Raw genomic sequence first — 23,280 nt, forward strand, 5'->3', positions numbered from 1 at the left:
CGCACAATCGTTTATCCGTTACCGTGTCTGATCATTCTTGCAAAGGCCCCCTGCCAGGCCGGATCGGGTTCGATGCCAAAGATGTCCTTGAGCGTCTGGGGGATGTCACCAACACTAAGCGTATGTTGCTCTTCCTCGCCAGTGACAAGGCGGATGGTCAGACGGTTATTGAGCAGGGTAAAGCGCGCAAACGGGGCGGACCGCGCCACCATCAGCGTCTTGCAAAAACCGCTTTCGGGGTGATCGGATGCGTACCAGTTCATGACCTCGTAATCGATGTCACCGACCGGGGCGATATCGACTTCATGCACCGCCTTCCACACACCATCGCGTTCCAGTTCGGTACGATAGCTGTGTTCGCCCCGGATCACGCGATAGGTATCATGCGGGGTGACCTGCGGCATGGCGGTATCCAGCATCAGCGGCGCGGTCGGCACACATCCGCCAAGCCCGACATCGGCAAGCCATGCCTCGCCATCAATGATCACCCGGTTGGCCATATGGCAGCGCGGACGCGGCATGTCAGCTTCGCTATATCCCCACAAAACCCGCCCGGCCAGTCCTTCGACCTTAAAGCCAAGGCTGCGCAATACCCGGCGGAACAGCCCGTTTTGCTCAAAGCAATATCCGCCGCGCCCGCCATGAATCAGTTTCTGGTCAACCCGATCCGGCGCGATGCTGATCGGCGTGTCATTGAACACGTCAATCGCCTCAAACGGGATCACGGCCGGATGCAGGGCATGAAGGGTTTGCAGAACTTCAAGGGTTGCTTCGCGCGGGCCGTCATATCCGATACGCGCGAAATAGGCATCGAGATCGACCTCTGGCCGCGGCACAGGAACCGGTTTGGCCCAACTGGCATCGATCCGGGTTTGCACGCTGCCCCGGTCATTGGCGACAAGGACGTCACGGTTTGCGGGCTGGTGGCTATTCATCTCGTGGCTCCATCTTTTTTCGATGATGTTGTGGTCTCATGGAGCAGGACGATAGAACCTCAACTTATGTTAGGGTCAAAGGAAAAAATTCTTCATTTTCAATTTTTTTGATCTGCCAATTTGAAATCGAATAATCTGCGACGATTCACCCATATCAGGGACCATTCGTCATTCATCACCCCCTATTAAGGCCCCACACAAGCAACATTCGATCATTTGAACGCATGATCCACAGCTTTTGCACGACAGGGCCCCTCGCACTGTGATAATCAATACCCAAATAGTTCTCAGACGGTCGCCATGAGATGCGCTGCATCCGGCCCGACCGCAGGAAACGTCGCCATATCCAACAAAGACGGATATCCCTATCCGTTCCTGAGCCAGGAAAGTTGCCATGCGTACTGTTTATGTGAACGGCGAGTTTTTGCCGGAAACCGAAGCCAAGATTTCGATCTTTGACCGATCCTTCCTGTTCGCCGATGGCGTTTATGAAGTGACCTCGGTGCTTGATGGCAAGCTGATCGATTTCATGGGCCATATGAAACGTCTGGAACGTTCGCTTTCCGAACTTAAATTTTCCTTCAAGCCTGATATCGATCAGCTGCTTGAAGCCCATCGTGAGCTGGTAAAGCGCAATGACATCACCGAAGGCCTGATTTATCTTCAGGTCTCGCGGGGGTCGGCGGGTGATCGTGATTTCGCAATCAACCCGGAAACCACGCCGACCATCGTTATGTTCACCCAGTCCAAGTCGCTGATCAAATCAGCCCTGGCCGAACGTGGACAGAAAATCGTCACCTTCCCCGATATCCGCTGGCGCCGGTCCGATATCAAGACCGTGCAGCTGCTTTATGCGTCGCTTCTCAAAACCGAAGCCGCAAGCAAGGGTGCCGACGATGCATGGATGGTTCTGGATGGCTTTGTCACCGAAGGATCAAGCAACAACGCCTATATCGTCACCCAGGACGGCACGATTGTCACCCGCGAACTGTCAACCGACATTCTGCATGGCATCACCCGCGCATCGGTTCTGAAATGCGCCGAGGAGCTCCAGCTGAAGGTCGAAGAACGCCACTTCACCATCGAAGAAGCCCAGAACGCCAAGGAAGCCTTTTCGACCTCGGCCTCGGCCTTTGTCTGCCCGGTTTCTGAAATCGATGGCAAGAAAATCGGCGATGGCGTTCCCGGCCCGATCGCCAAGCGCCTGCGCGAAATCTATATCGAAGCCAACCGCGCAACCGCACTCTGATTGGCTCCACCATCTGCGTCCCAACGCAAACGCCGCCCGGCTTCGGGCGGCGTTTTCTTTTGCATCGGGGTTTGATTTGCGGGGTTTGCTTTGCGTTTCAAACCGTTGCCTGCATCGCGGCAAGTTCTTCTTCGGTAAAGTCCGCTGCAAGGGTGACGTCCTTGCCAGCTTCAAGCACCGCCAGACGTTCGGTCAATGCCGCGCGCACACCAGCATAGGCATCCGAGCCCAGCAACAGACGGAAGGGCATTTGGGGCGCATCCGAAGCCGCAATCATTGCATCGACCATCCGGGCCGGATCGCCCTTGATCACCCAGCCACCGCCAAAGGCCGCTTCTTTCAGGTCATGGGCTGGCGTGCCATCATAGGCAGCAATCGGGTCAGGCTGAACGATGGAGCCGATAAACGGGGTTCGTGCCGGTCCCGGCTCGACAATCATGAATTCGATGTCAAATGGCGCGACTTCCTTGGCAAGGGATTCAACAAAGCCCTCAATCCCCCATTTGGTCGCGTGATACAGGCTAAAGCCCGGATAGGCGATTTGGCCACCTTCGGACGACACCTGAATGATGCGCCCCGATCCTTGGGCACGCAGATGCGGCAAGGCGGCCTTGATCACAACAATTGACCCCAAAAGATTGGTATCAATAATCTGGCGCATCTGATCAATGCCGGTTTCTTCGGCCGCACCAAGGATGCCAAAGGCAGCGTTGCTAACGATGAAATCAATGCGTCCGACATCGGCAAAGGCCCTATCAACGGTCGCCTGCACCGCATCGGTATCGCTCACATCAAGATCGGCGACACGAAGCCGTTCGCCATATTGCGCAGCCAAGTCATCAAGCGCCCCCGTGCGCCGCACGGTGGCGATCACCCGATCTCCACGTGCAAGCAGCTTTTCCGTAAGCCCGCGACCAAACCCGGACGATGCACCGGTAATCAACCATGTCTTGTCCATGTCAGTTCCTTTCTGTCTTGCTCTGAACATGGGGGGACTATAGAAACCAATGATTGATGCGATAACTGCGCTTAATTTGGATTTGTTAGTGAAAATATGCCAGTAATCAGTCAGCCGACCTTAAATGACATGCGGTTCTTCATCGCGGTTGCCGAACATCGCAGCTTTCGCAAGGCGGCTGATGCGCTGGGTGTTGCGCCCTCCACCCTCAGCCACGCGCTGCGCAACATGGAAAGCAATCTTGATATCCGTCTGTTTCATCGCACCACGCGCAGTGTCTCGCTGACCGAAGCAGGCGAACAGCTTTTGGACCGGTTACGCCCGGCACTGGTCAACCTTGAAGAAGCCATCGGCACGGTTGACAGCTTTCGCACCGGCGGGACGTCAGGCACGGTGCGCATCAATACATCCGATGGGGCTGCGCGCCTTTTGACCCGTCATGTTGTGCCGGAAATGCGCAAACGATATCCGGATGTGGCGATTGATCTTGTGACCGAAGGACGGCTTGTCGATATCGTCGCCGGTGGATTTGATGCCGGGGCACGATTGGGCGAAAACGTGCCACTTGATATGGTGGCAGTCCGCTTTGGTCCGCCATTCCGGTTTCTTGCCGTGGCTTCGCCGGATTATTTCAAGACCCGCCCGCCCCCTGTCGTACCTGATGATTTGCAAAGCCATGATTGCATCCGCCATCGTTTTCCCAGCGGCAAGATCTATCACTGGGATTTCGAAAAGCAGGGTCAGGAAATCTCGATTGATGTGTCCGGCCCGCTAACACTGGATCGACATGATCTGATGGTCGATGCCGCCCGTCAGGGGCTTGGCATTGCTTACGTGTCAGAGATTTATGCCGCACGCGCCATTGCCAGTGGTGATCTTGTCACCGTACTGGATGACTGGTTGCCCGAAATTCCGGGGCTGTTCCTGTATTACCCGGATCACCGGCGCGTTCCCCCACCCTTACGCGCCTTTATTGATGTGATGAAATCGCTCGACCCTGCGTTGCGAACCGGATATCTGGAAAGGGATATCTGATTTTAACAATGACAAAAACCGGATCAAAACGCGGGGACAGGGGCGATGACGTCCAGCAACACATCACGCCAGAACAACCTTGTCGGCATCATGACCATGTGCGGCGGTGTGGCGGCCCTTTGCATCAATGATGCACTGGCCAAGAGCCTGATGGATCATTATTCCCCGTTCCAGATCATCTTCCTGCGCAATATGATCGCCCTTCCCTTTGCCTTCCTGCTCGCACTTAAAATGGGGGGCTATCACGGGTTGCGCTCGACCCGGGTAGGCGTGCATTTCATGCGCGGTGTGATCTGGATTGCCGCCACAGTCATGTTCTTTACCAGCATCCATCACCTTGGCCTGGCAGAGGCAACCGCACTCGCCTTTGTCGCGCCGCTGTTCATCACGGCCCTTTCGGCAATTTTCATTGCCCGCGTGGGATGGCGGCGCTGGCTTGCGGTCATTGTGGGTTTCATGGGTGTTCTGGTCATTGTCCGGCCCGGGGCCGCCACGTTTGAGCTCATATCGCTCCTGCCGATTGCGACCGCGCTTGCCTATGCGTTTTTGATGCTGAGCGCGCGCTTTGTCGACACCCGCGAAAGCATGTGGACATTGCTGCTCTATCTCAGCCTGACCAGCGCCATTCTGACCTGTATTCCGGCCTTGTTTGTCTGGACACCTGTCCGGGCCGAGGACATCTGGCGGTTTGTTGCGATTGCGGCTTTTGGCTCAGTCGGGATTACCATGATCACACAGGCCTTCCGCTTTGCCGAGGCGCCGACAGTCGCCCCCTTTGACTACACAGCCCTGATCTGGGCCACCGCCCTTGGCTGGCTGTTCTGGGGGGAAACGCCCGATGCGCTGACCTTTGTCGGGGCAGCAATCATTACCGCAAGCGGCCTGTTCGTCATCTTCCGCGAAAGTAAGATCAAGACTGACGGTTAAGTCCCACCACCTCAGCTATATGGATGTCAGTTAGGTTTTCCTATAACCTGTCGAGGTAAGGAGAGGGGGTTTAGATGACAGCTATTGAAGTAGTTTCTTACTTGTTAGCAGCTAGCATTCTAGCTGTTGTGGTTGGCGGCATTTGGCAACGAATCAGTTCTGGCAAAGGGATTGGTTGGCAATTCATCCGATACACAGTAATAGCCACATCCATCCCTTTGGTCGGCCTTTTAGCACTAAACGGTCTACTCACCGGTGAGGCTGCAACGATAATCACAGCGGCAATGGCGTACGCATTTGGGAAAACTAGTGACAAAGAAGAGTAAACCTCTCAACTGCTAAGCTAGCAAAAAACCGAAATCCGCCAACACGAAACTCCTCGATCAGAAACAGAAAACCCGCCTTTCAAACGAAAAGCGGGTCAACAAACGCACTTAATTTCAGATCAGTAATTGGCCTTGAATGGCGGCTCTTCACCACGCTCCACCGCAGCAGCGGCAGCTATATTGCGCAGAAGAGCACGTTTGCTTTCGGTGCGGAATTCCCCGGAGTTGCGCGCAACATAATCCTGCTCGGAATAGCCAAGTTCGGCTTTATTCCGCTCAATGGATTGACCAAGCTCTTTAAGAGTTGTTCTGCGCATCGCTTACCTAGTGTGGCAGGAATTACAACAATAGAAACACCCATCGACATTGGCGTATCCACGATTTCTCGCGGCGACTAGTGCTTCTCGGCAATTGGAATAAGTCCCTAGATGATCTTGATTAAACGTCTCAGGAAGATGACCACAACCAGTCTCGTGTACTTCATGTTCACCAGTTGGTTGGGCATTCCGATTTACCAAGTAATACGGCATAGTTTCCTCCAATAGTGATGTACCGGAGGAAAATTAGATCACAATAATATAAATACCAAAACCCGATACAGTCCTTGCTACCCTCAATGGGTAGACCTAAAGGGGTGCCTTACCAGCAAAAATCCCCAATCGCATAGGTGATGTGACGGCCCGTGGCGGCCAGAAGCGCATCAAGCTTTTCGCGGGTCGGCAGGGTACCGCGCGGGGCATCCAGTTCGGCGGCGTGGATGCCGCCGGTGACAAGCACGACGTCAAGTCCGGCATTGTTTGAACCGGCAATATCGGTCGAAATGCTGTCACCCACCACCAGAAGCCTGGCATCCGGGCCCTTGTCAAACATCTGCAGGCAGAAATCATAGGCACTGGCGAACGGCTTGCCTTCCCAGCGGACATTGCCGCCAAGTTCCTCATACCGCCCGGCAATTGCACCGGCACAGATGATACGCTTGCCACCCCGGATTACCTCGCGGTCCGGGTTCGGGCACAGGACCGGAAGGTTGCGCGCCAAAAGCGCATGCAGCAGGTCTTCATATTTCGAAACCGGGTCGAAATCCTCGTTCGGGCCAGTGATCAGGACCCAGTCGGCATCTTCGACGGTTTTGACGATCTCGACATCCTGATGTTCAAACATCGACATATCGCGCACCGGCCCCACCATCAAAACCTTGCGGCCCAGCTTCGCATACCAGGGATCGGTGCGGTCCACGAGCTGGCGATAGGCGATCTCGCCCGATGCCACCGCCGGACCATAAAGATCGCGCGCAATGCCCATCTCTTCCATCCGGCCGGTGACGACCGATGAACGACGCGGTGCGTTTGATAAAAGCGCCACCGCAATGCCGGCTTCCTTCAATGCGGTCATTGCCGGGATCGAGTTTGGATAGGGATCAACACCGTCATGCACCACCCCCCAAAGATCAAGGATCACGGCATCATATTTGCCGATCACTTCCGAAAGGCCGTTGATCATTTCATAGGGGGCAGTTCGCATTTACATGTTCCTGTTCAAATATGATCACCTGCGGGTCGAGGTCCCCGCCTGCGCGGGGATGACGATGCCGGATCATGGCATTGAAAACTCATCCGTCATGCCCGCGAAGAGCCTGTGCCCGCGAAGGCGGGTACGGGCATCCATCACTCAAGCGGGCTCAATCTTTCTTGGCTTCAACCGCATCCTTCGCCGCACGCGCCTCATCCACCGGGATATTCTTGCCCGAAATTTCCGGGAAGGCCGCTCCGACCGCATCCGCAACATTGGCAAAACCGTCCTTGCGAAGTCTGCGTTCAAGGTCTTCCTTGATCTCGGTGACAAGCTCAAGCCCGTGATAGACCAGCGAGGAGTAAAGCTGCACAAGTGATGCACCGCTCAGGATTTTCTCATAGGCATCCTTGCCCGATGCAATCCCGCCAACCCCGATCAGCGGCACCTTGCCCTCGGTCAGGCGATAAAAATCGGCCAGAACCTTGGTCGATGGCTCCATCAAAGGCGGGCCGGAAAGTCCGCCCTTTTCATCCTGATCATAGGAATTAAGCCCGACCGGCCGGTCAATGGTAGTGTTCGAGACAATCATGCCATCGACCTTGACCTTAAGCACAACTGCGGCAATGTCGGATTTGTCTTCATCGGTCAGGTCCGGTGCGACCTTAAGCAATACCGGAACCCCCTTGGCAAAGCTGTCGCGCGCCTTAAGCACCGCTTTGAGAAGCTTTTCAAGCGGCGCACGGCCCTGAAGCGCGCGAAGGCCCGGCGTGTTGGGCGAAGACACATTGACCACCAGATAATCGGCATAGGGACCAAGGGCTTCGACCCCCTTGACGTAATCATCGGCGGCATCTTCGGAATATTTGTTTTTGCCAAGATTGGCCCCAAGGATGCCACGGCGCGCACGTTTGCGCAGGCGGGCGGCAACGACCTCCGCCCCGTCATTATTAAACCCCATGCGGTTGATCACCGCGCGGTCGGAATAAAGACGGAAAAGACGGGGTTTGGGATTGCCCGGTTGCGGCAAAGGCGTGACCGATCCGATTTCAACAAAACCGAACCCGTGCGAAAGTGCGGCATTGGGGACTTCGCCGTTTTTATCGAACCCTGCGGCAAGGCCGACCGGATTGGCGAATTTGCGCCCGAAAACTTCACATTCAAGGCTTGGCGTTGCGTCGGTTGCATCATCCGCACGCGGCACCAGATTGTTTTTCAATGCCCAGATGGCAAGACCATGTGCGGTCTCTGCATCAATCCAGCGGACAATCGGCAAAACCAGTGACTTGTACCACCCCACGCGACAGGCTCCTTTTGCGTATGACAACCTGTCCTGTTCTTACGCGCCCCGGCCCCGATGGGCAAGGATCAATACGGGGTAAATTCCCCTCACAAGGCGGATTAAACGCCCTCTTTCATCCGTTCGTCAAACGCCGCGCGCGCGGCTTCGACTTCGGGCATTTTTTCCTTGGTCCAGTAATAAAGCGCCTTGAACGGCTCGATCAGGGTGCGGCCCAGCGGGGTGATTTCATATTCAACCGCCACGGGCGATGTCGCGATCACATTGCGCGAAATGATGCCGTTGCGTTCAAGCTTGCGCAACGTCTGGGTCAGGGCCTTTTGCGTGATGCCCTCAAGCCCGCGCTTGATCGCGTTAAAGCGCAGCGGCCCGTCGGCCAGCACCGCCAGGATCATCATCGACCATTTATCGGCGATCTGGTCAAACAGGTTCCGGCTCGGGCAATCGGCCCGGAATTCCCTGACCGAGCATTCCTTCATTTCCATGACGGATCCTTTCCAACGCGCAGTTTAATGGCCCCAACCGCCTCAACCAGAGCTGTGCGGTTTCCTTGAGTATACCTGGTTTCCTCAAGGTGCCTCATTGACACCAAGTATATAACATATATCTAGTCTCCAACATAGACTTTCATGAACCGGAGATTTCCGTGATGACCAATACAGATATTCTGTTTCAGCCTTTTGCGCTGAAAACCCTTGATCTGCCCAACCGCATTGTCATGGCGCCGATGACCCGGACCAAGGCCGAAAACGGCATTCCCGGCGCGATCAATGCGGAATATTACCGCAAACGCGCCGAAGGCGGCGTTGGCCTGATCCTGTCCGAGGGTACGGTGGTTGACCGCCCGGCTTCGCGCAATGATCCGGGCATTCCGTTCTTCCATGGCGATGCGGCCATTGCCGGCTGGAAAGCCGTTGCCGATGCCGTTCATGCCGCCGGGGGCAAAATGGGCCCGCAGATCTGGCACACCGGATCAACCCGCGCCTTTACCGAATGGGAACCCGATGCCCCGGTCGAAAGCCCGTCGGGTCTTCTTGGCCCGGATCAGCCGCGCGGCAATACCATGACGGATTCCGACATTGCCGACACCATCGCAGCCTTTGCCAAGGCCGCCCTTGATGCCAAAAATGCCGGATTTGATACCTTTGAAATTCATGGCGCGCATGGCTATCTGATTGATCAGTTCTTCTGGTCGGGCACCAACCTGCGCACCGATCGTTTTGGCGGCAAGACCATTGCCGAACGTTCGACCTTTGCCCGCGAAGTTGTGGCTGCCATGCGTGCCGCCGTGGGTCCGGACTTCCCGATCATCCTGCGCGTCAGCCAGTGGAAACAGCAGGACTTCACCGCCCGTCTTGCCACCACGCCTGATGAAATGACCTCATGGCTGGCCCCGCTGGTCGAGGCCGGCGTGGATATCATCCACGCCTCCCAGCGCCGTTTCTGGGAACCGGAATTCCCTGAAATTGATGGGGAAAAGGGCCTGAACTTTGCCGGTTGGGCGAAAAAGCTGACCGGGGCTGCGACCATTTCGGTCGGTTCGGTTGGTCTGAATTCCGACTTTATCGGCGCGTTTTCCGGTGAATCCTCGCAGAAATCCAGCCTTGATGGTCTGGTGGAACGCATGGAGCGCAACGAGTTTGACCTGATCGCGGTGGGCCGTGCGCTGATCACCGATGCCCAATGGCCCAACAAGGTCGCCAAGGGTGCGTTTGACCAGCTCGAAGATTTCAGCCCGGCTGCACTGGCAGAACTGGTGTAAACCCTCTGCCCCACTGCCTTGCACATGCAAAACAGCCCGCCAGGATCCTGGCGGGCTGTTGTCATATCAGGCCGGGTGTTTTTCGCACTTTGCGCCAGAACAATGCACAGGGCTTTTGACAATGGTCTTATGCCTGCCATGACGAAACTTGACCTCACCCCCCTTAAGGCCGCCCTTGCCACCCGCAATCCGGGCCCGTTCCATTTTGCCGCGCTTTATGGCCCGGCATGGGCACAGCTTCATATCGGTGACAAGGTCAAATACGGCCATGCCTTCCTCAATGCCGTGCGCGCAGGAAAGCTCCCCGGTGTGATCGATACCGGCACGAAAAAGGGCGGCGGGCGGCTATATCTGTGGCAGCCTGACGGGCCGGAATTCCGGCCTTAACGCAAATCTTCGGGCAGAATGTGAACACCGTTTTCATCAAGGCGGATATCATCGACCTTGGTGACATATTCGACCGACAGGGTGTCATAAAGATGCGGGAACAGCGTGCCACCACGGGCCGGTTCCCATTTCAGCTTGGCGGCAATCGGTGCTACCGGCACCCGCAACAGCTTCAGATGGTCCCGCCCGGCATAATGCAGCGCAAGCGTTGCCGCCAGCGTGTCCTGGGTCGAGAAATGGATAAAGCCATCGGCGATATCATGGGGCGCACCGTCATACTGTCCGGCACTGAGCGCCTCCGCCCATTCGTCCGAACCCAATACGCGGTAAATGGTTTCATGTTCTATATTTGTCATGGACGGAATTTAGGATCAGAACGCAGCAACAACAAGGCAAAAACGCATCTGATCAAACTTTACCCAGAAGTAAACTTTCGATTTCCAAGCTCTGAATGAAGGTATAATTTACCCAAAGGTAAACTTACATTGAATTTCCTCCGCCCCTTGCCTATATTTACCCATAGGTAAATTTGGAGGATATGATGCACATCTCCAGCATAAACCAGCTTGGCCCCGAAATCCGCAATGCCCGCAAGGCGCTCGGTTTATCGCAAACCGACCTTTCGCTTGCGACGGGGCTTAGCATCAAATTCCTCAGTCAGCTCGAAACCGGCAAGGCCGACAATCCGGGCCTTGCCAATGTGATTGATATTGTCCGCGCCCTTGGCGGGCAGGTTGACATCAACTGGCTGGAGGTCACGGCAAGCTCCGATCCAGATGCCAGTGACGATGCCGGTGCCGGTGCCGGTGCCGATGAAAACCCCGACGGAGCCCGGGCATGAACAAGTCACTCCTTGTTCTTGCCAATGGCCAGGATCGCGTCGGGACCCTGAATGCCGATGATCGCGGCTATATGTCCTTTGAATATGCCCCGGAATGGCTGGCACGTCCGACATCCTATCCGGTATCGCAAAGCATCCCGCTGCGCAAAGGCCCGTTTGACCACACATCTATCGAACCCTTCTTTGACGGGCTTCTGCCCGACAAAAAGGATGTCCGTCGCCAGATTGGCGAACTTTTTGACGTCGCCCCGAGTGACGAGTTCGGCATGCTTGAACATATCGGGCGTGATTGCGCCGGGGCCTTGATGCTGATCCATCCCGATCAACAAGCCACATCCGGCAACGCCAAACCCCATCTGATGCCAATCGCGCCAGATGATCTGGCTCACCGCATTGCCGAGCTACCCCAACGCCCGCTTTTCATTGACGAGGATGAAGTCGTTCTGTCCCTTGCCGGGGTCAATGACAAGGCCGCGGTTTATATTGATCCTGATAGCGGCGAGATTTCCCTGCCGATTGGCGGCTATCCCAGCACCCATATCCTTAAAATCGATATCGAACGCCTGCCGGATTCCACCCGGACCGAGCATTTCTGTCTGAAACTTGCCCGCACCATCGGGCTTGATGCCGCCCACACCAAAATCCGGATCTATAACGACCGCCCGGTTCTGTTCGTCACCCGCTTTGACCGCGCCTATGCAAGGACCTCGGACGGTGTGCGCGTCACCCGCCTGCATCAGGAAGATTTCTGTCAGGCGACCGGCATCAACCCGGACCTGAAATATGAAAAACAGGGCGGACCGGACCTTGCTGCCATGTTCGCCATGACCAAAAAGGCCGCAACGGTTCCGGCCCGCGACATTCCGAAATTACTCGGCTTTGTGATTTTCAATTTCCTGATCGGCAATCCCGATGCGCATGCCAAAAACTATTCGCTGATCTATCGCCAGAACCCCAAATCGGTCCAGACCGCGATCAGCCCGCTTTATGACGTCAATAATGGCGCTGCATTCCGCGACTGCTTCAAAAGCCAGCGCCCCCGCCTCGCGCAATCCATCGGCGGCGAATTTGACCCGACCAAACTTGACTGGTCCCACTGGGAAGCCCAGGCGCGCACCATCGGAAGCTCCCCGACCGCGCTCCGCAAACAGGTCAAAACCATCGCCAAAAAACTGCAAGATGCCCTCAAGCCGCTGCGCGAGGAACTGCGTAACAGCGACGCAGACAGCCCAAGACTGGACATCATCGTTGACGATGTATCACACCGCTGCAAACATTGGCTGACACAACGCGGGTAAGCATGATGGATGATCAACTGACATTGCCGCCGGGCATCGGCCCGCACGAAGGACGCGAACTGGAATTGATGCTGGCAGACAGCAAGCCGATGGCAATGTTTTCAGACGCGCTTAATGTCAGCGACTATTTCCCCGATGCCGATTTCGCCCCGCATGTCGCAGCGGGCACCATCATCCGCGTCGAAGAAATCATCCCGCGCCCGCCCTTTGAAATGCGTTACCTTTTCTTTGCCCTCCCCGGCGAAGAATGGCGGATCGAGGAAGCCCTGATCATGTCACGCAATTTATGCGCCGGAACGGTCGAAGATCACGAAGCAGATTCAGCACGGATGGGGAAGCTATTGGGATATTCACTCGAAGATATCTCAGTCTTTCTAAACCACTCGCGTCACCATCGGGACGCTCCCTCAGACTGACCCAATATCTGCACCCACTTAACAATTAGCTGATCTTAACGAAGACTCAAAAATTTCAGATTATTTTGCAAGTTATGGAGAGTTCTCACGCATTTTCTCGCTGGAGTTGAGTCATGGCCGAAACAGAAATTGAATGGACAGACGCAACTTGGAATCCTGTCGCCGGGTGTAGCATCCAGTCAAGCGGTTGCAAAAACTGCTATGCAATGCGTATGGCGAAACGTTTGGAAGCAATGGGTGTTGAGAAGTACAACGGCTTAACCAAAACTGTAAACGGCAAGGCTGTCTGGACCGGGAAAATCCGCGAAGATGAGCAAGCTCTTGAAGCGCCTTTAAACTGGAAGAAGCCGAAAAAAATATTTGTCAACTCGATGAGTGATTTGTTCCATGCAGACGTGCAGGAGAGCTTCATTCATGCCGTTTGGCAAGTCATGCAACAAACGCCCCAGCACAACTACCAAATTCTTACGAAGCGCCCAGACCGTATGCTGGAAGTACTGAGCAGAAATGACTATCCCGTCTTGCAAAATGTCTGGCTCGGAACAAGCGTTGAGAGCAGTGACGTCATTGAACGTATTGATTATCTGCGCAAAGTCCCTGCCGCAATTCGTTTCATTTCCTTTGAACCGCTTATTGGGTCTGTTGGTCCCACCAATTTGCACGACATTCATTGGGCTATCGTAGGTGGCGAGAGCGGACCAAACGCACGTCCAATTAAAGAAGAATGGATTGATGAAATTCATGACCAATGCGCGATCTACGATACCGCATTCTTCTTTAAGCAATGGGGCACTTGGGGATCCGATAACAAGAAGCGATCAAAGAAGGCCAACGGCCGCGTTTATCGCGGCCAAACATGGGATCAGATGCCAGTACATTCTATCTCATCGTCCTTTTTAGGTGCTTAACGATGTTGCTTGCAACGGCATGAGCCTTTGGGCTTGGGTTAGATAGTGTAAAAAAGAGAGAATATAGCTGAGCACCTGTCGGTCCATAGAGCTGGATTGGATCAGAAACCCAAGCAGTAAAAACAGTCTTTAGGCGTTCTTTCACATACACTTCTAGAGCCTGGACATCCTTCTCCCTAACCAGCTCCTCGGCTTGATCAAACAAGCCAAACTGAGGCTTCGGTTGATAGAAAACACTCCTCCACTCATCGGTTCCCAAACATTTATTCAACGCATTTATCTTTGAGTCATCAACGCTGGACCAATTTTTGGCGGCTTGTCGATACAGCCCCGAAATTGGAAACAAGAACCAAAGGTCTATCGCTTCTGTTGCAGCAATAGCTTGCAAGGTTTCCCACTCAACTTCCATGCCATACGGGTCAAGAAATAGAACAGCGCGAGTTCCCCAAGGCCCTCCTGACTTTTTCCAGTTAGTCTTCCGACAAATAGATGTCACTATTGCGTTTGCATCTCCCTCGATACATCTAGCTACCTTCTTCGGATAGTCTTTTACGAGTTCGTTCAATGCCTCCACATGCTTCGGGTTCTTATCGATGAATATATGCTCATCAAACCCATCTTCGATGTCGAGCACAAGCCTGACTGAACCTGGCACGTCAATTGATTGAGGTTGCTCCCCAGCAAAAAGAGGCACATCTCCCTGAAGCTGAGTTCTACTTCCCGTTCCAGCAAACGCATCGATATAGATGTTCTTGAACTGTGATTTGCGCATAGCAACTAGGTACGCATCTAGATAACTCTTCACAATTTTGAGCTTGAGCTCCGTGTGCTTCCCGCCAAATTTGTGCTCAGGTATCATTAGCTTCCACCATCTATCGATTATATGAGGAAGAACATTAGAAACCTTTAGTGTTAACGTATTCTGAAAAAACAACCATGAGCTGCCGCGCAATACAGCCCTACTTTGGGTCAGCACGAGGCACTTTATCAGCACTCCTCTTAACCACACTCACCCCCAACACCCCCAGCTCAATGCCCCAGATCAGGCTGATATTGACGAGTGCGGCGATGATTGCCGGAGCTTGAAGCAAGCGTTCACCAATATTGCTCATATTCCTTGAGCAAGAGCGCCGTCGTCATCAAGCCACGGCTTTCTGCAAACTGAATGATCTTGTCTGTCGTAAGGGCCGGGTTTTGGTAGCGCCCCCGCATGGCTTTCAACGCACCGAACGCTGTCTGCTCATGAAGTGTGATGGTATCGGAAATAAAGTCATCCGGTGATTTGAGCTCAATCCCGAACTTCGCCAGTTCATCCGGCGGAAAATCCTTGAGGTTATCTGTCACCAGAACCTGCGCATTGGTGTGAATTGCCGCCGCCAGAACATGGCAATCATTCACGTCTGGCAGCGACACCACCGGGATGAGTGCTTCATACCCGGTCACGCAGGCATCCCGAAACGCCCGCTCAATTACCGCACGCTGCTTTGCGCCATCCGCCTCACCCTTGGTAATTTTCAGGATCGTCCGTTCGGTCTCATCAAGGATTTGGGGGCTCCAGCGCGGACGAAATAGCTCAGCTCGCGCCAGACTGAGTAGCAAGTTCCGTTTGAACACATCGGCCAGAACACAGGCATCAAGAAGCGCTGTAAAATGATCTGCCCGATATGTCATACGCGCTCAGTATCCTTTCAGAAGAAGCTCTGCGTCCATCTTCGCCAACTCAGACAAAGCCTCGTCGCGTTCTGCATCCCGCCGGGCTTTATAGGCAAACAAATCCTCTGCCTTGATCCGGCGATGCCGCCCGACGGTGGCGTACGGGATGTCGCCCGCTTCAAGCAGCTTGATCAAATAGGGACGCGACACATTCAGCAAATCTGCTGCTTGCTGCGTCGTCAAATCTGCCGACAGCGGGATCATCTGAAACCCCTGACGGCCAGAAACCAGACGCAACAAATTCATCAGGCTTTCCGTCAGGGCCGGGCTGAGCGTGATGGTTTCCGCCCCACCCTCACCACGCACAACAGTCAGTTGGGTATCTTCACCCTCCTTTGCCTGCGAAGCAATAATCTGGCGAAGCTGATCGGCCGTATCACTCTCAATCTGCGTTGGCAATCGACCGCCAAAGTCGTCTTTGCGAATTGCGGACATATTGCAATCTCCATTTATCTTCCCAGCGAATGGCTACAATTTTTATTGTAGCTTGCTTACTTATACACGCCCCCTCATACATTCGCAATATTCGAAACATTCGAAACATTCGAAATCACGTAATCTTCTTGTCCGCACTCCTTTTCACAACACTCACCCCCAAAACCCCCAGCGCAATGCCCCAGATCGGGCTGGTATTGACCAGTGCTGCGATGATCGCCGGGGCCTGAAGTGGTGTCAGGATGATGGCATAGGCAATCGCGCCCATGGTCATGATCCAGGTGAGTGCGACCGCATAGCCGAAGCTGGGGCGCCAGCGCCGCACGAACGCGTCTTCGCTGGCGACCTCGGCGCGGATCGTGCGATTGACCGATTTAAGCGTTTCGGTATCGCGGGCCAGTTCGATTTCGGCCATCCGTTCGGTGTGGCGGTTGGCCTCAAGGATTTGGGCGGGCGTGACGTCGCCCTTGGTGACGGCAACTTCAACCTGCTTAAGGCCCTCGGCCGCCGTTTTGGCGATCGGATTATCGATATGATCAAGCCCTGCACCCACCGCCTTGATCAAAAGCGGCAGGCCGATTTGGGCGAGAAGTGCCGGGATCATCAATGTTCTCCATCAAAGTCAAAGGCCCAACCGATGGTCGGGATTGTCGTTAAGGCGTGACGAAAAGGAGCATTGGCGAGAACCGGCGCGCAGCGTACGTTTTAGTACGTGAGCACCGGAAGCGCAGCCAATGCTCCTTTGCAGTCCGTCTTGGCGGCAAGAGCGGCCATTGGACTAGCCGATGTTCTTGTAGAACAAGTGATTTCCGATCTCGGCAACCGGCACCTGCCCGCGCGCCCAATAGGGATCAACCGCGTGGGTGTGATAATGCGTCGCTCCGTCGGTCTGATCGGCAAGCTCGCCGGTCACTGCACGTTTGGCAATGCGCTTGCACAGCCGATAGGCCGGGTCGCGCGGATTGATCGCCAAAAGCTTCTTGCGGTTGGGATCATTGGCGTTCCAGCAGGAAAACTGCCCCGGTTTCAGGCACACCGATGTGATGTCATTGCCCCACCAGTATCGACCGCGCTTTTTGGCAAAGGCCACGCGGTTGAGGATGACGGATGCCACCGCCTCGATCCCGGCAAGCTCTTCGCCGCGCGCCTCGCCATACAGCGTTCGGGCCAGAATTTCGGCTTCTGGTAATGTTTCCGGTTCCGTCACCGGGCGGGTCATAAGATCAGTCATGGATCAGTTCCTTTTTACGCGGGCTGTCAAGTTTGGCCTCGATCCGGAGCAAATGACCGGTCAGGCGTTTTTCAATATCCTTGAGATACGGGATCGAGACATAGTTGCGCGCCACATCAAGCTTGAAGTCGGCAAGATCGGCGCGCAGATCACCGGCTTCCCGATCATGGCGAATGCGCTGATCCTCGATCCGGCCAAGCAGCTCGGAGCGCATCCGCCAATGCAGCCAGAACAGGCTGGCAACCACCGGGATTTCGACCGCCGTGATCCACCAGATCACATCCACAGGCTGGCTTGGATCGTTCATTGGGGGGCCTCGTCATCTGGTCAAAGAAAAACCCGCAAACCGGAAGGCTTGCGGGTCAGTTCAGGGAGGTCATCGTGACCGGGGCAACACCCCCGGTTTTGATGAGCGGCATAAAACTTGTGTTGGCAAAGGGTGCAGCACAGATCAGTCCGCGCGCAGGCCCCATGCCCGTGACCAAAGCTCAGGAGGCATCAATTCAATGCCTTCTAGGCAGCCGGTCCCTTGATCTTTTCTTCCAGTTCCTGCCAGGCTTCGCCAGATGCAACAAGGCAGCTGGGCCCGGACGGATAGGTAAACAGGATCGTCCAGGTCTGCCCGTCGGGTGCCTTGAGCACCTCGATCACGCCACCATTGGACGTCACGCCAACCGCAACCGGTTCTTCGGAATATTTGGCACTCAGACTGTCGATAACCTTGCTACGGTCACCGCACACCGGAGAAGCCGAGGCTTCGGGGATTGTCACTGCAACGGCAGCTGCCATTACAGCCATCAAGCTCAATGTTTTCCACATGGTCAGGCCTCCTGACAGTCAGGTGCGCCCACAGGGGCGTCTTGGTGTCCTGAACTGCTAAATTGATCAAAAAATCGATCTGGCCGTTTCCTGCAATCAACGTGTCTTGTGTCGGCTTAAACCGCCCTTTGGTATAGGATTAAAATTGCAATACTATTCTTTCATATAATAAACGTAGGGATAAAAGCTGAAAATTCCATGAATATTTCACATTTGTGATACGCAAGCCCGCTAACCATTTGGCATTGTGAGAAAAGTTTTTCCTCTCGCTCAGGTTTCCGGCCTGCTTTTCATGGATTGAAATGGTTCTCGGCGCGAAAAACACCGCCATTTCCCCGCCAGTCGGCCCGATAAAGTGGCAAATCGACCCGTGGAAGGCGCACCGGCTCGGCCAGAATGCATCCGGCCACCGCATCAAGCCCGTCATCATGCCCGCTGCCATCGGGGTGCCATTCGCGAAGCTGGCGCAGAAACGGTGTTTTGATCACCGCTTGCCCGATATGAAGCAATCTTGCCCCCATTACCGCGCCAAAGGCATCCTCGATCCGGGTGGTCTTGTTGGTGGCTTCATAATGTTCTACGACGCTTGCCGCCCATCCGATTGATTTAAGCTCGCGCCGCAGGATATTGGGCAAAAACCGCCCGATGCCATTGGTCTCGACCCGCAGTGATGGCAAATGATGGCGCGCGACAAATGCCGCGACCTGCGCACAAAGCTGGCTTGCCTCATCGCGCCAGGGCGTTTCACCGCTTTGCCCGCCTTCAAGCGGGTTGGTTGCCCGCAACCAGGCGATATCATGCAGCCAGTATTCACCCTGATCACAGATATAAACACACGCCACCACCGCCCCGTCACCGCGCAGCCCGCCAAAGCTCGGATCAAAATGGCAGGCACTTGCGACCATGGTGCGCCCGGCAATCGACAGCCGCATCTGGCCATTGCCATATTCAATATCGGTTTCCGCGTCGTAATGATGCAGGCGCGCCGGGTCAAACGGCCCGGCCACAGGCGCAACCATTTCAAGCATCATCTGGCTTTGAAATTTATGCGCGGGCGTTCTGGCCCGGATCGCTTCAATCGCCTTGTCATCAAATCGTTCGGGCCAGTTTGACGATCCATGTCTATTGACGATGGGCAGCACAAAACGTGAGAAATCGTTTAAGAACGGCGCGACCTCGCCGGTTTCCGGCCGGACTTCATCGGCATAGATCGAATAGTAACTATGCGGTGTGCCGACATAAAGCTGTGCGCCGCCCGGCGACAGGACATAGGAAATCTCGGAAAGCTTCTCGCGAAGCTCGGCGCGCTTATGCGCGGTATCGCTGTTTTTCGGGACCTCGACATCATCACAAATCACGATATCGGCCCTTGAGCCCGTAATATTACCGCCAATACCGACCGCCTGCATCGATGGATCGCGCAAAACGGCCCTTCGGGCCACCGTAAAACGCTCGCTCCCCCAGTCGATCAAACGTTCGGGCACGTGACCTGTCATCAGGGGATGGCGTTCAATCACGCGTTTGACGTTGCGCACCATCTTTTTCGCAAGATCAAGATCAGCCGCCAGAACAAGAATACGCAGATTGGCATCACGATAGAGCAGCCAGGCACAAAACAGCCCGACAAGCGTTGATTTCCCGGAATTACGAAACGCCATCAACAACATCTCGCGCCGCCCGGACCGCCAGCATTCCTCAAGCCAATCCGCCATCCGGCGATGATGCCGCGGCAGGCTCAAACCCAGCATCTGATCCCAGATCCACACGAATTCAGCGAAGCAGGCAGTTTGAAGACTTGGCATCATCCCGCTCTCCTGTCGGCATTATGAATCTAGACGTCCATCTGGCGCCTTGCGAAACAGACATGACCAACCATGCCGCCCGTTCGACAGGCGGTGATGTTGATAACGTTGGTGATGTTGGTGATCTTGGCGCTCTGAGGCAGCAATATCTGATATTCCCGGACAAAGCTGACCAGCGATAAAAGATCAAAGATGCCGGTTCACATCCATCCGGCCATGCAGGACACGGACAACCTCAATCGCATCACTTGCCTGCCGGTAATAAATCACATGTGCCCCAACCGGGACTTTGAAATATCCGTCACGCACATCGCATTTCTGCCCGGTGCGCTTTGATGCAGCCAGTTCAGAAAAGACCTTTAAAAAATCGCGGATATATTTGTCGGCCTGCGTCACCGACCAGCGTCGATGCGTGTAACGCCAGATGTCTTCAAGATCGGCCTCCGCCCGCGGTGTAAGGCGATATCGCGCATTAACCGCCATGCTCGGCCTTCATCCGGGCCAGAAAAGCATCACCGTCAAACGGTTTGGCAGGCCCGGATTGTTCACCCTCGATCAAGGCTTCCTGAAGGGCTTTAACTTTCGCCTCATGCTCTTCCAAAAGCCGCAATCCCGCCCGCACAACATCACTGGCAGAGCCGTAACGCCCCGACTTGACCTGTCCGTCAATAAAACCGGTAAAATGCTCACCCAAAGAAACTGATGTGTTGCGCGCCATGACTGACCTCCGTGGTACCAATATGTATTATATATTGGTACCTGCTATCTCCGCAATTGCGATATCACATCGCGCGAGTTCAAATCACCCCGTCTTAGATATGCTGGTCGGCCAGACGGTACATATTTCCCACCCTTTACGTTCCAAATCAGTTCAACAAAAGTGCCAAGTTTCCCAAACACATAAATACTTTCTGAGAATGCTCAAAAACGCCGAACCTTCCATCTGGATCAATATGGAATCTTGGGTTTGACGACGAAGACAAACAAACTCCCTGAGCCAGAAGCTCTGTGCACATCTGCTCTCTATCATTTAACCATCTGTGGTAAAAACTAAACAGCGCAGGCCAAATAAGCTTTTGATACATATTAGATAAATGTAGAGACAATCCTACCGCTGACATCGCTCCTGTTCCAAAAAATGTCTGACCATCAATTGATATTGATGAGTTAGTACCCTTACCCCTCTGAGTCAGATGTTCTGTGGCATTGTGCTCTCGCAACTCTTCTTCTTGAACGCTCTGGGGTCGAACCAGCAAATTATGGTTTGGCCAGTTGTCGACTATTGTTCTGAACAAACTACTATCAGCCCATAAACCGTCTTGGCTATGTGGCAAGATATCAATCAGATAGGCATCACTTTGCCTGAAAATACCGAAAAGAAGATGATCGGAACCAAAGCCTTTGCCTTCCGGGTTAGGCTTTTTGTCCAAATGCAAATGATGGACTCCGCACTCGCTTAACAGCAAATCCAAATGCCGACGCCCTGTGAGCTTCTTGTGACGATAGTAACCATAATTTACAGCCCGACTAAGATACGGCTCCAACGAACCACCTGTTTCAATCAGGCTTCTAATCTTTGCGAATGCATCTTTGTATTCTAAGAACAAAGGATTAAGCAGCAAAGATGATGATAGATGCACCCGCCTTGGGATGTTAGGCACCAGCCTTTGAAGCCAATTTATATAATAGCCCAACAGTTCTCCGGCACTCTTGGCCTCTAATTCGGCAACTGTGGCTGTTTTAGCGCGATCATATGGAAGATTTTCCAAAACAAATGCTTTGATATCGGCTTCCAGAATAACTTTAACTTGGTCATGATCCGACCCTATTTCTGCATCTCTGTTTTTCATTTCACTCATTAGAAACACCCTCAACGGTTTCCTACTGTTGCAGAATTGATCGAATCTTGCTCGGATAAAAAACCTATTTTAAGTGCTAACTATTGGTAAGTATCCTTCAACTCCCCCTCCCCCAACGCCTCCCGCGCCTCTTTAATCAACTTCTCAATATCCACATCCTCATCCCCCATCGCCTTGCCATTCTCGGCCGCACCTCCCCCACCAGATGCCCAGCGCAGCAGCTTGATCAGGCTATCAAGATGCCCGAGTGCGGTCTTGCACGCTGCCTGATGCGCATTAAAGTCCTTGGCATCGCGAAGAAGCGCTGCTTGCTGTGCAGCCCTGCGATAAGCATTGCGCACCCGTTTGATATCACCGGGCAAATCGCGCAGGATTTCCGCGCGCAAACTCGCGATTGGATCGCTCTTTTCTGCCTCAGTCATTCGCTATCCTCAAACCACCGAAAGCCCAGCCAACCGCGCATCCGAAAGCCGTTCCGGCCAATAGGCCAGATTGCGCAGATGGCCGTTCATATGCTTGTCGGTTCCACCATATGATCCCAGCACGATATTGGAAAAATTACGCGGCATGGCGAAGCCCGAAGGTGATGTCAAAACCACCCCGCCAAGTGCGACGGCGATACCATCATCCTCCCAGCCCAGTGCGATGCGATGGCGGGTATCGGGCGAAAGCCCGCCATAAAGTGACTGGGTGACGATTGGCACGCCATCGCGGCGCAAGGATAGGCGCAACTGACCGGCATCGCTGTCATAGCCAAGATCAAGATGATCATCATCAAGACTACTGGAATAAAGCTGCACGATCCGCCAGATGCCGCGCCATGCCGACGCAGTCTGCAAATCAAACACCATTGTCCCGGCCCCTTGCGCAAACCAGTCGCCGGGATCAAGGGTGACGCCCTCGGCGGCACGCGAGGCCGGGATGCCGTTGCTGATGATGTCTGACGTTGGCGCAGGCCCGGCTTCCAGCTGCGCATTCCAGATCAGGACAGATGCAGGAATCCCCGAAACTGCGGTGCTGATTTTCGGATATCGGGTCGTCCCCGATGCCGGTTCGGCGATTGAAACCCGTTGCCAGTTTTCACCCAATGAAATCGCATGCATCGATGGCCCGTCAATGCCGCCAAGGGTGATCGCAGCCGTTCCCGAAACCGCCCGCATCCAGATGGCAAAACTGTATGTCTCGCCACTGACCAGCGATCCGACATTCTGATAAATGCCATCTGTGCCACCGGGCAGATCAAGCAACATGGCATTATTGCTGCCATCGGGGGCCATGATTGCACTTGGCCCAACCGTTACACCGGCATTCTTTTCCCAAAGCGCGTTTGAAAAATCAGTGGAATAGCGCAGCAGATTGGTCGCAGATGCCTCGATCAAAAGCCCCAGACGCCGACCAAGCGCGTCATGATCAAAACCGGGCTGATCATTGCCAAGGGTTTCGAGCAAGCCATCCTCCCCCCGGATCAGTTTGAACGAGGCCCGCGCAAACCTGATCGAGGCCGCAAGCGGCTGATAACGCAATCCCATCGGATGCACTCCTTGATATGAAATCGGGAATTTTGTCCGGC

At 54.4% G+C, this 23,280-nt stretch carries 30 protein-coding genes; 10 read left to right on the forward strand and 20 right to left on the reverse strand.

The genetic code is table 11. From position 1 onward, the window contains the following. Positions 1–11: 11 nt before the first annotated feature. Positions 12–935, reverse strand: coding sequence for an arylamine N-acetyltransferase family protein (locus tag WA318_RS13020; protein ID WP_336081694.1), 924 nt, complete (start codon positions 933–935; stop codon positions 12–14). A 394-nt stretch (positions 936–1,329) separates the two neighbouring features. Here WA318_RS13020 and WA318_RS13025 point away from each other — a divergent pair, with 394 nt between their 5' ends. Beyond that, entirely contained in the window at positions 1,330–2,184 is an 855-nt protein-coding gene (locus tag WA318_RS13025) for a D-amino-acid transaminase (RefSeq protein WP_114099401.1), read from the forward strand. A 97-nt stretch (positions 2,185–2,281) separates the two neighbouring features. Here WA318_RS13025 and WA318_RS13030 read toward each other — a convergent pair whose 3' ends face one another. Continuing rightward, entirely contained in the window at positions 2,282–3,142 is an 861-nt protein-coding gene (locus tag WA318_RS13030) for an SDR family oxidoreductase (protein ID WP_336081701.1), read from the reverse strand. A 96-nt stretch (positions 3,143–3,238) separates the two neighbouring features. Here WA318_RS13030 and WA318_RS13035 point away from each other — a divergent pair, with 96 nt between their 5' ends. The 3 genes from WA318_RS13035 to WA318_RS13045 all read left to right on the forward strand — a co-directional run bounded on the left by WA318_RS13035 (position 3,239) and on the right by WA318_RS13045 (position 5,430). Then, a complete protein-coding gene (locus tag WA318_RS13035) occupies positions 3,239–4,177 on the forward strand; it encodes a LysR family transcriptional regulator (RefSeq protein WP_336081703.1) in 939 nt (312 codons plus the stop codon). Positions 4,178–4,222: 45 nt separating this feature from the next. Beyond that, positions 4,223–5,104, forward strand: coding sequence for a DMT family transporter (locus tag WA318_RS13040; protein WP_336081705.1), 882 nt, complete (start codon positions 4,223–4,225; stop codon positions 5,102–5,104). Positions 5,105–5,178: 74 nt separating this feature from the next. Next, positions 5,179–5,430, forward strand: coding sequence for a hypothetical protein (locus WA318_RS13045; RefSeq protein WP_336081707.1), 252 nt, complete (start codon positions 5,179–5,181; stop codon positions 5,428–5,430). A gap of 119 nt (positions 5,431–5,549) precedes the next feature. Here the strand turns inward: WA318_RS13045 and WA318_RS13050 are convergent, their stop codons facing one another. From WA318_RS13050 to WA318_RS13065, 4 genes are all read right to left on the reverse strand, one after another. Further along, positions 5,550–5,747: a hypothetical protein gene (locus WA318_RS13050; RefSeq protein WP_336081709.1), complete on the reverse strand. Its 198-nt coding sequence runs from the start codon at positions 5,745–5,747 to the stop codon at positions 5,550–5,552. Positions 5,748–6,069: 322 nt separating this feature from the next. Continuing rightward, positions 6,070–6,951, reverse strand: a complete 882-nt coding sequence (locus tag WA318_RS13055) for a TIGR01459 family HAD-type hydrolase (protein WP_336081711.1) — start codon at positions 6,949–6,951, stop codon at positions 6,070–6,072. 157 nt (positions 6,952–7,108) lie between these two features. Beyond that, a complete protein-coding gene (locus tag WA318_RS13060; RefSeq protein ID WP_336081713.1) occupies positions 7,109–8,239 on the reverse strand; it encodes a quinone-dependent dihydroorotate dehydrogenase in 1,131 nt (376 codons plus the stop codon). A gap of 101 nt (positions 8,240–8,340) precedes the next feature. After that, positions 8,341–8,724 carry a winged helix-turn-helix transcriptional regulator gene (locus WA318_RS13065; RefSeq protein ID WP_336081715.1) on the reverse strand — a complete coding sequence of 128 codons (384 nt, stop codon included), beginning with the start codon at positions 8,722–8,724 and terminating at the stop codon, positions 8,341–8,343. Positions 8,725–8,888: 164 nt separating this feature from the next. Between WA318_RS13065 and WA318_RS13070 the strand changes: the two genes are divergently transcribed. Together WA318_RS13070 and WA318_RS13075 are read left to right on the forward strand one after the other, a co-directional pair. After that, positions 8,889–10,001, forward strand: a complete 1,113-nt coding sequence (locus WA318_RS13070; protein WP_336081717.1) for an NADH:flavin oxidoreductase — start codon at positions 8,889–8,891, stop codon at positions 9,999–10,001. Positions 10,002–10,139: 138 nt separating this feature from the next. Continuing rightward, positions 10,140–10,388, forward strand: a complete 249-nt coding sequence (locus tag WA318_RS13075; protein WP_336081719.1) for a DUF1413 domain-containing protein — start codon at positions 10,140–10,142, stop codon at positions 10,386–10,388. Here WA318_RS13075 and WA318_RS13080 read toward each other — a convergent pair. Next, positions 10,385–10,744 carry a DUF952 domain-containing protein gene (locus tag WA318_RS13080; protein ID WP_336081721.1) on the reverse strand — a complete coding sequence of 120 codons (360 nt, stop codon included), beginning with the start codon at positions 10,742–10,744 and terminating at the stop codon, positions 10,385–10,387. The genes WA318_RS13075 and WA318_RS13080 overlap by 4 nt on opposite strands. Positions 10,745–10,926: 182 nt before the next feature. Between WA318_RS13080 and WA318_RS13085 the strand changes: the two genes are divergently transcribed. From WA318_RS13085 to WA318_RS13100, 4 genes are all read left to right on the forward strand, one after another. Then, positions 10,927–11,229 carry a helix-turn-helix domain-containing protein gene (locus WA318_RS13085; protein WP_336081723.1) on the forward strand — a complete coding sequence of 101 codons (303 nt, stop codon included), beginning with the start codon at positions 10,927–10,929 and terminating at the stop codon, positions 11,227–11,229. Then, entirely contained in the window at positions 11,226–12,527 is a 1,302-nt protein-coding gene (locus WA318_RS13090; protein ID WP_336081725.1) for a type II toxin-antitoxin system HipA family toxin, read from the forward strand. The genes WA318_RS13085 and WA318_RS13090 overlap by 4 nt, the downstream gene beginning before the upstream one ends. A gap of 2 nt (positions 12,528–12,529) precedes the next feature. Next, on the forward strand, positions 12,530–12,943 hold the full coding sequence (locus WA318_RS13095) for a hypothetical protein (protein WP_336081727.1): 414 nt from the start codon (positions 12,530–12,532) through the stop codon (positions 12,941–12,943). 113 nt (positions 12,944–13,056) lie between these two features. Further along, positions 13,057–13,851 (forward strand): DUF5131 family protein, encoded by a 795-nt coding sequence (locus tag WA318_RS13100; protein ID WP_336081728.1) that lies wholly within the window; start codon positions 13,057–13,059, stop codon positions 13,849–13,851. On the opposite strand, the gene WA318_RS13105 is transcribed toward WA318_RS13100, so the two are convergent. From WA318_RS13105 to WA318_RS13165, 13 genes are all read right to left on the reverse strand, one after another. Further along, positions 13,823–14,710 carry a three-Cys-motif partner protein TcmP gene (locus tag WA318_RS13105; protein ID WP_336081730.1) on the reverse strand — a complete coding sequence of 296 codons (888 nt, stop codon included), beginning with the start codon at positions 14,708–14,710 and terminating at the stop codon, positions 13,823–13,825. The two genes, WA318_RS13100 and WA318_RS13105, sit on opposite strands and share 29 nt — an antisense overlap. Positions 14,711–14,946: 236 nt before the next feature. Then, entirely contained in the window at positions 14,947–15,522 is a 576-nt protein-coding gene (locus WA318_RS13110) for a PIN domain-containing protein (RefSeq protein WP_336081731.1), read from the reverse strand. 6 nt (positions 15,523–15,528) lie between these two features. Then, entirely contained in the window at positions 15,529–15,999 is a 471-nt protein-coding gene (locus tag WA318_RS13115; protein ID WP_336081733.1) for a helix-turn-helix domain-containing protein, read from the reverse strand. A gap of 115 nt (positions 16,000–16,114) precedes the next feature. Next, complete coding sequence (locus tag WA318_RS13120) at positions 16,115–16,603, reverse strand: 3TM-type holin (protein WP_336081735.1); 489 nt, start codon at positions 16,601–16,603, stop codon at positions 16,115–16,117. Between the two features lie 174 nt (positions 16,604–16,777). Then, a complete protein-coding gene (locus tag WA318_RS13125; RefSeq protein ID WP_336081737.1) occupies positions 16,778–17,230 on the reverse strand; it encodes a cell wall hydrolase in 453 nt (150 codons plus the stop codon). Beyond that, on the reverse strand, positions 17,223–17,537 hold the full coding sequence (locus WA318_RS13130) for a hypothetical protein (RefSeq protein ID WP_336081739.1): 315 nt from the start codon (positions 17,535–17,537) through the stop codon (positions 17,223–17,225). Before WA318_RS13130 ends, WA318_RS13125 begins: the two co-directional genes overlap by 8 nt. A gap of 206 nt (positions 17,538–17,743) precedes the next feature. After that, a complete protein-coding gene (locus WA318_RS13135; RefSeq protein ID WP_114099380.1) occupies positions 17,744–18,049 on the reverse strand; it encodes a hypothetical protein in 306 nt (101 codons plus the stop codon). 290 nt (positions 18,050–18,339) lie between these two features. Continuing rightward, positions 18,340–19,854, reverse strand: coding sequence for a phage terminase large subunit (terL, locus tag WA318_RS13140; protein WP_336081742.1), 1,515 nt, complete (start codon positions 19,852–19,854; stop codon positions 18,340–18,342). Between the two features lie 183 nt (positions 19,855–20,037). Continuing rightward, positions 20,038–20,334, reverse strand: coding sequence for a type II toxin-antitoxin system RelE/ParE family toxin (locus WA318_RS13145; protein ID WP_336081744.1), 297 nt, complete (start codon positions 20,332–20,334; stop codon positions 20,038–20,040). Continuing rightward, entirely contained in the window at positions 20,324–20,569 is a 246-nt protein-coding gene (locus WA318_RS13150) for a type II toxin-antitoxin system ParD family antitoxin (RefSeq protein ID WP_336081748.1), read from the reverse strand. The genes WA318_RS13145 and WA318_RS13150 overlap by 11 nt, the downstream gene beginning before the upstream one ends. A gap of 148 nt (positions 20,570–20,717) precedes the next feature. Further along, positions 20,718–21,710 carry a hypothetical protein gene (locus WA318_RS13155; protein ID WP_336081750.1) on the reverse strand — a complete coding sequence of 331 codons (993 nt, stop codon included), beginning with the start codon at positions 21,708–21,710 and terminating at the stop codon, positions 20,718–20,720. An 80-nt stretch (positions 21,711–21,790) separates the two neighbouring features. Continuing rightward, positions 21,791–22,132, reverse strand: coding sequence for a hypothetical protein (locus WA318_RS13160; RefSeq protein WP_336081752.1), 342 nt, complete (start codon positions 22,130–22,132; stop codon positions 21,791–21,793). Positions 22,133–22,141: 9 nt separating this feature from the next. Further along, positions 22,142–23,239 (reverse strand): phage head spike fiber domain-containing protein, encoded by a 1,098-nt coding sequence (locus WA318_RS13165; RefSeq protein ID WP_336081755.1) that lies wholly within the window; start codon positions 23,237–23,239, stop codon positions 22,142–22,144. Positions 23,240–23,280 lie beyond the last annotated feature (41 nt).

The organism is Thalassospira sp. CH_XMU1448-2 (assembly GCF_037027285.1).
Classification (GTDB): Bacteria; Pseudomonadota; Alphaproteobacteria; order Rhodospirillales; family Thalassospiraceae; genus Thalassospira; species Thalassospira profundimaris_C.

Bases quoted from the DNA above. Each gene is read 5' to 3' on its own strand.
- WA318_RS13020 (WP_336081694.1), bottom strand. From the start codon at position 935: ATGAATAGCCACCAGCCCGCAAACCGTGACGTCCTTGTCGCCAATGAC.
- WA318_RS13025 (WP_114099401.1), top strand. From the start codon at position 1,330: ATGCGTACTGTTTATGTGAACGGCGAGTTTTTGCCGGAAACCGAAGCC.
- WA318_RS13030 (WP_336081701.1), bottom strand. From the start codon at position 3,142: ATGGACAAGACATGGTTGATTACCGGTGCATCGTCCGGGTTTGGTCGC.
- WA318_RS13035 (WP_336081703.1), top strand. From the start codon at position 3,239: ATGCCAGTAATCAGTCAGCCGACCTTAAATGACATGCGGTTCTTCATC.
- WA318_RS13040 (WP_336081705.1), top strand. From the start codon at position 4,223: ATGACGTCCAGCAACACATCACGCCAGAACAACCTTGTCGGCATCATG.
- WA318_RS13045 (WP_336081707.1), top strand. From the start codon at position 5,179: ATGACAGCTATTGAAGTAGTTTCTTACTTGTTAGCAGCTAGCATTCTA.
- WA318_RS13050 (WP_336081709.1), bottom strand. From the start codon at position 5,747: ATGCGCAGAACAACTCTTAAAGAGCTTGGTCAATCCATTGAGCGGAAT.
- WA318_RS13055 (WP_336081711.1), bottom strand. From the start codon at position 6,951: ATGCGAACTGCCCCCTATGAAATGATCAACGGCCTTTCGGAAGTGATC.
- WA318_RS13065 (WP_336081715.1), bottom strand. From the start codon at position 8,724: ATGGAAATGAAGGAATGCTCGGTCAGGGAATTCCGGGCCGATTGCCCG.
- WA318_RS13070 (WP_336081717.1), top strand. From the start codon at position 8,889: ATGACCAATACAGATATTCTGTTTCAGCCTTTTGCGCTGAAAACCCTT.
- WA318_RS13075 (WP_336081719.1), top strand. From the start codon at position 10,140: ATGACGAAACTTGACCTCACCCCCCTTAAGGCCGCCCTTGCCACCCGC.
- WA318_RS13080 (WP_336081721.1), bottom strand. From the start codon at position 10,744: ATGACAAATATAGAACATGAAACCATTTACCGCGTATTGGGTTCGGAC.
- WA318_RS13085 (WP_336081723.1), top strand. From the start codon at position 10,927: ATGATGCACATCTCCAGCATAAACCAGCTTGGCCCCGAAATCCGCAAT.
- WA318_RS13090 (WP_336081725.1), top strand. From the start codon at position 11,226: ATGAACAAGTCACTCCTTGTTCTTGCCAATGGCCAGGATCGCGTCGGG.
- WA318_RS13095 (WP_336081727.1), top strand. From the start codon at position 12,530: ATGATGGATGATCAACTGACATTGCCGCCGGGCATCGGCCCGCACGAA.
- WA318_RS13100 (WP_336081728.1), top strand. From the start codon at position 13,057: ATGGCCGAAACAGAAATTGAATGGACAGACGCAACTTGGAATCCTGTC.
- WA318_RS13105 (WP_336081730.1), bottom strand. From the start codon at position 14,710: ATGATACCTGAGCACAAATTTGGCGGGAAGCACACGGAGCTCAAGCTC.
- WA318_RS13110 (WP_336081731.1), bottom strand. From the start codon at position 15,522: ATGACATATCGGGCAGATCATTTTACAGCGCTTCTTGATGCCTGTGTT.
- WA318_RS13115 (WP_336081733.1), bottom strand. From the start codon at position 15,999: ATGTCCGCAATTCGCAAAGACGACTTTGGCGGTCGATTGCCAACGCAG.
- WA318_RS13120 (WP_336081735.1), bottom strand. From the start codon at position 16,603: ATGATCCCGGCACTTCTCGCCCAAATCGGCCTGCCGCTTTTGATCAAG.
- WA318_RS13125 (WP_336081737.1), bottom strand. From the start codon at position 17,230: ATGACTGATCTTATGACCCGCCCGGTGACGGAACCGGAAACATTACCA.
- WA318_RS13130 (WP_336081739.1), bottom strand. From the start codon at position 17,537: ATGAACGATCCAAGCCAGCCTGTGGATGTGATCTGGTGGATCACGGCG.
- WA318_RS13135 (WP_114099380.1), bottom strand. From the start codon at position 18,049: ATGTGGAAAACATTGAGCTTGATGGCTGTAATGGCAGCTGCCGTTGCA.
- terL (WP_336081742.1), bottom strand. From the start codon at position 19,854: ATGATGCCAAGTCTTCAAACTGCCTGCTTCGCTGAATTCGTGTGGATC.
- WA318_RS13145 (WP_336081744.1), bottom strand. From the start codon at position 20,334: ATGGCGGTTAATGCGCGATATCGCCTTACACCGCGGGCGGAGGCCGAT.
- WA318_RS13150 (WP_336081748.1), bottom strand. From the start codon at position 20,569: ATGGCGCGCAACACATCAGTTTCTTTGGGTGAGCATTTTACCGGTTTT.
- WA318_RS13155 (WP_336081750.1), bottom strand. From the start codon at position 21,710: ATGAGTGAAATGAAAAACAGAGATGCAGAAATAGGGTCGGATCATGAC.
- WA318_RS13160 (WP_336081752.1), bottom strand. From the start codon at position 22,132: ATGACTGAGGCAGAAAAGAGCGATCCAATCGCGAGTTTGCGCGCGGAA.
- WA318_RS13165 (WP_336081755.1), bottom strand. From the start codon at position 23,239: ATGGGATTGCGTTATCAGCCGCTTGCGGCCTCGATCAGGTTTGCGCGG.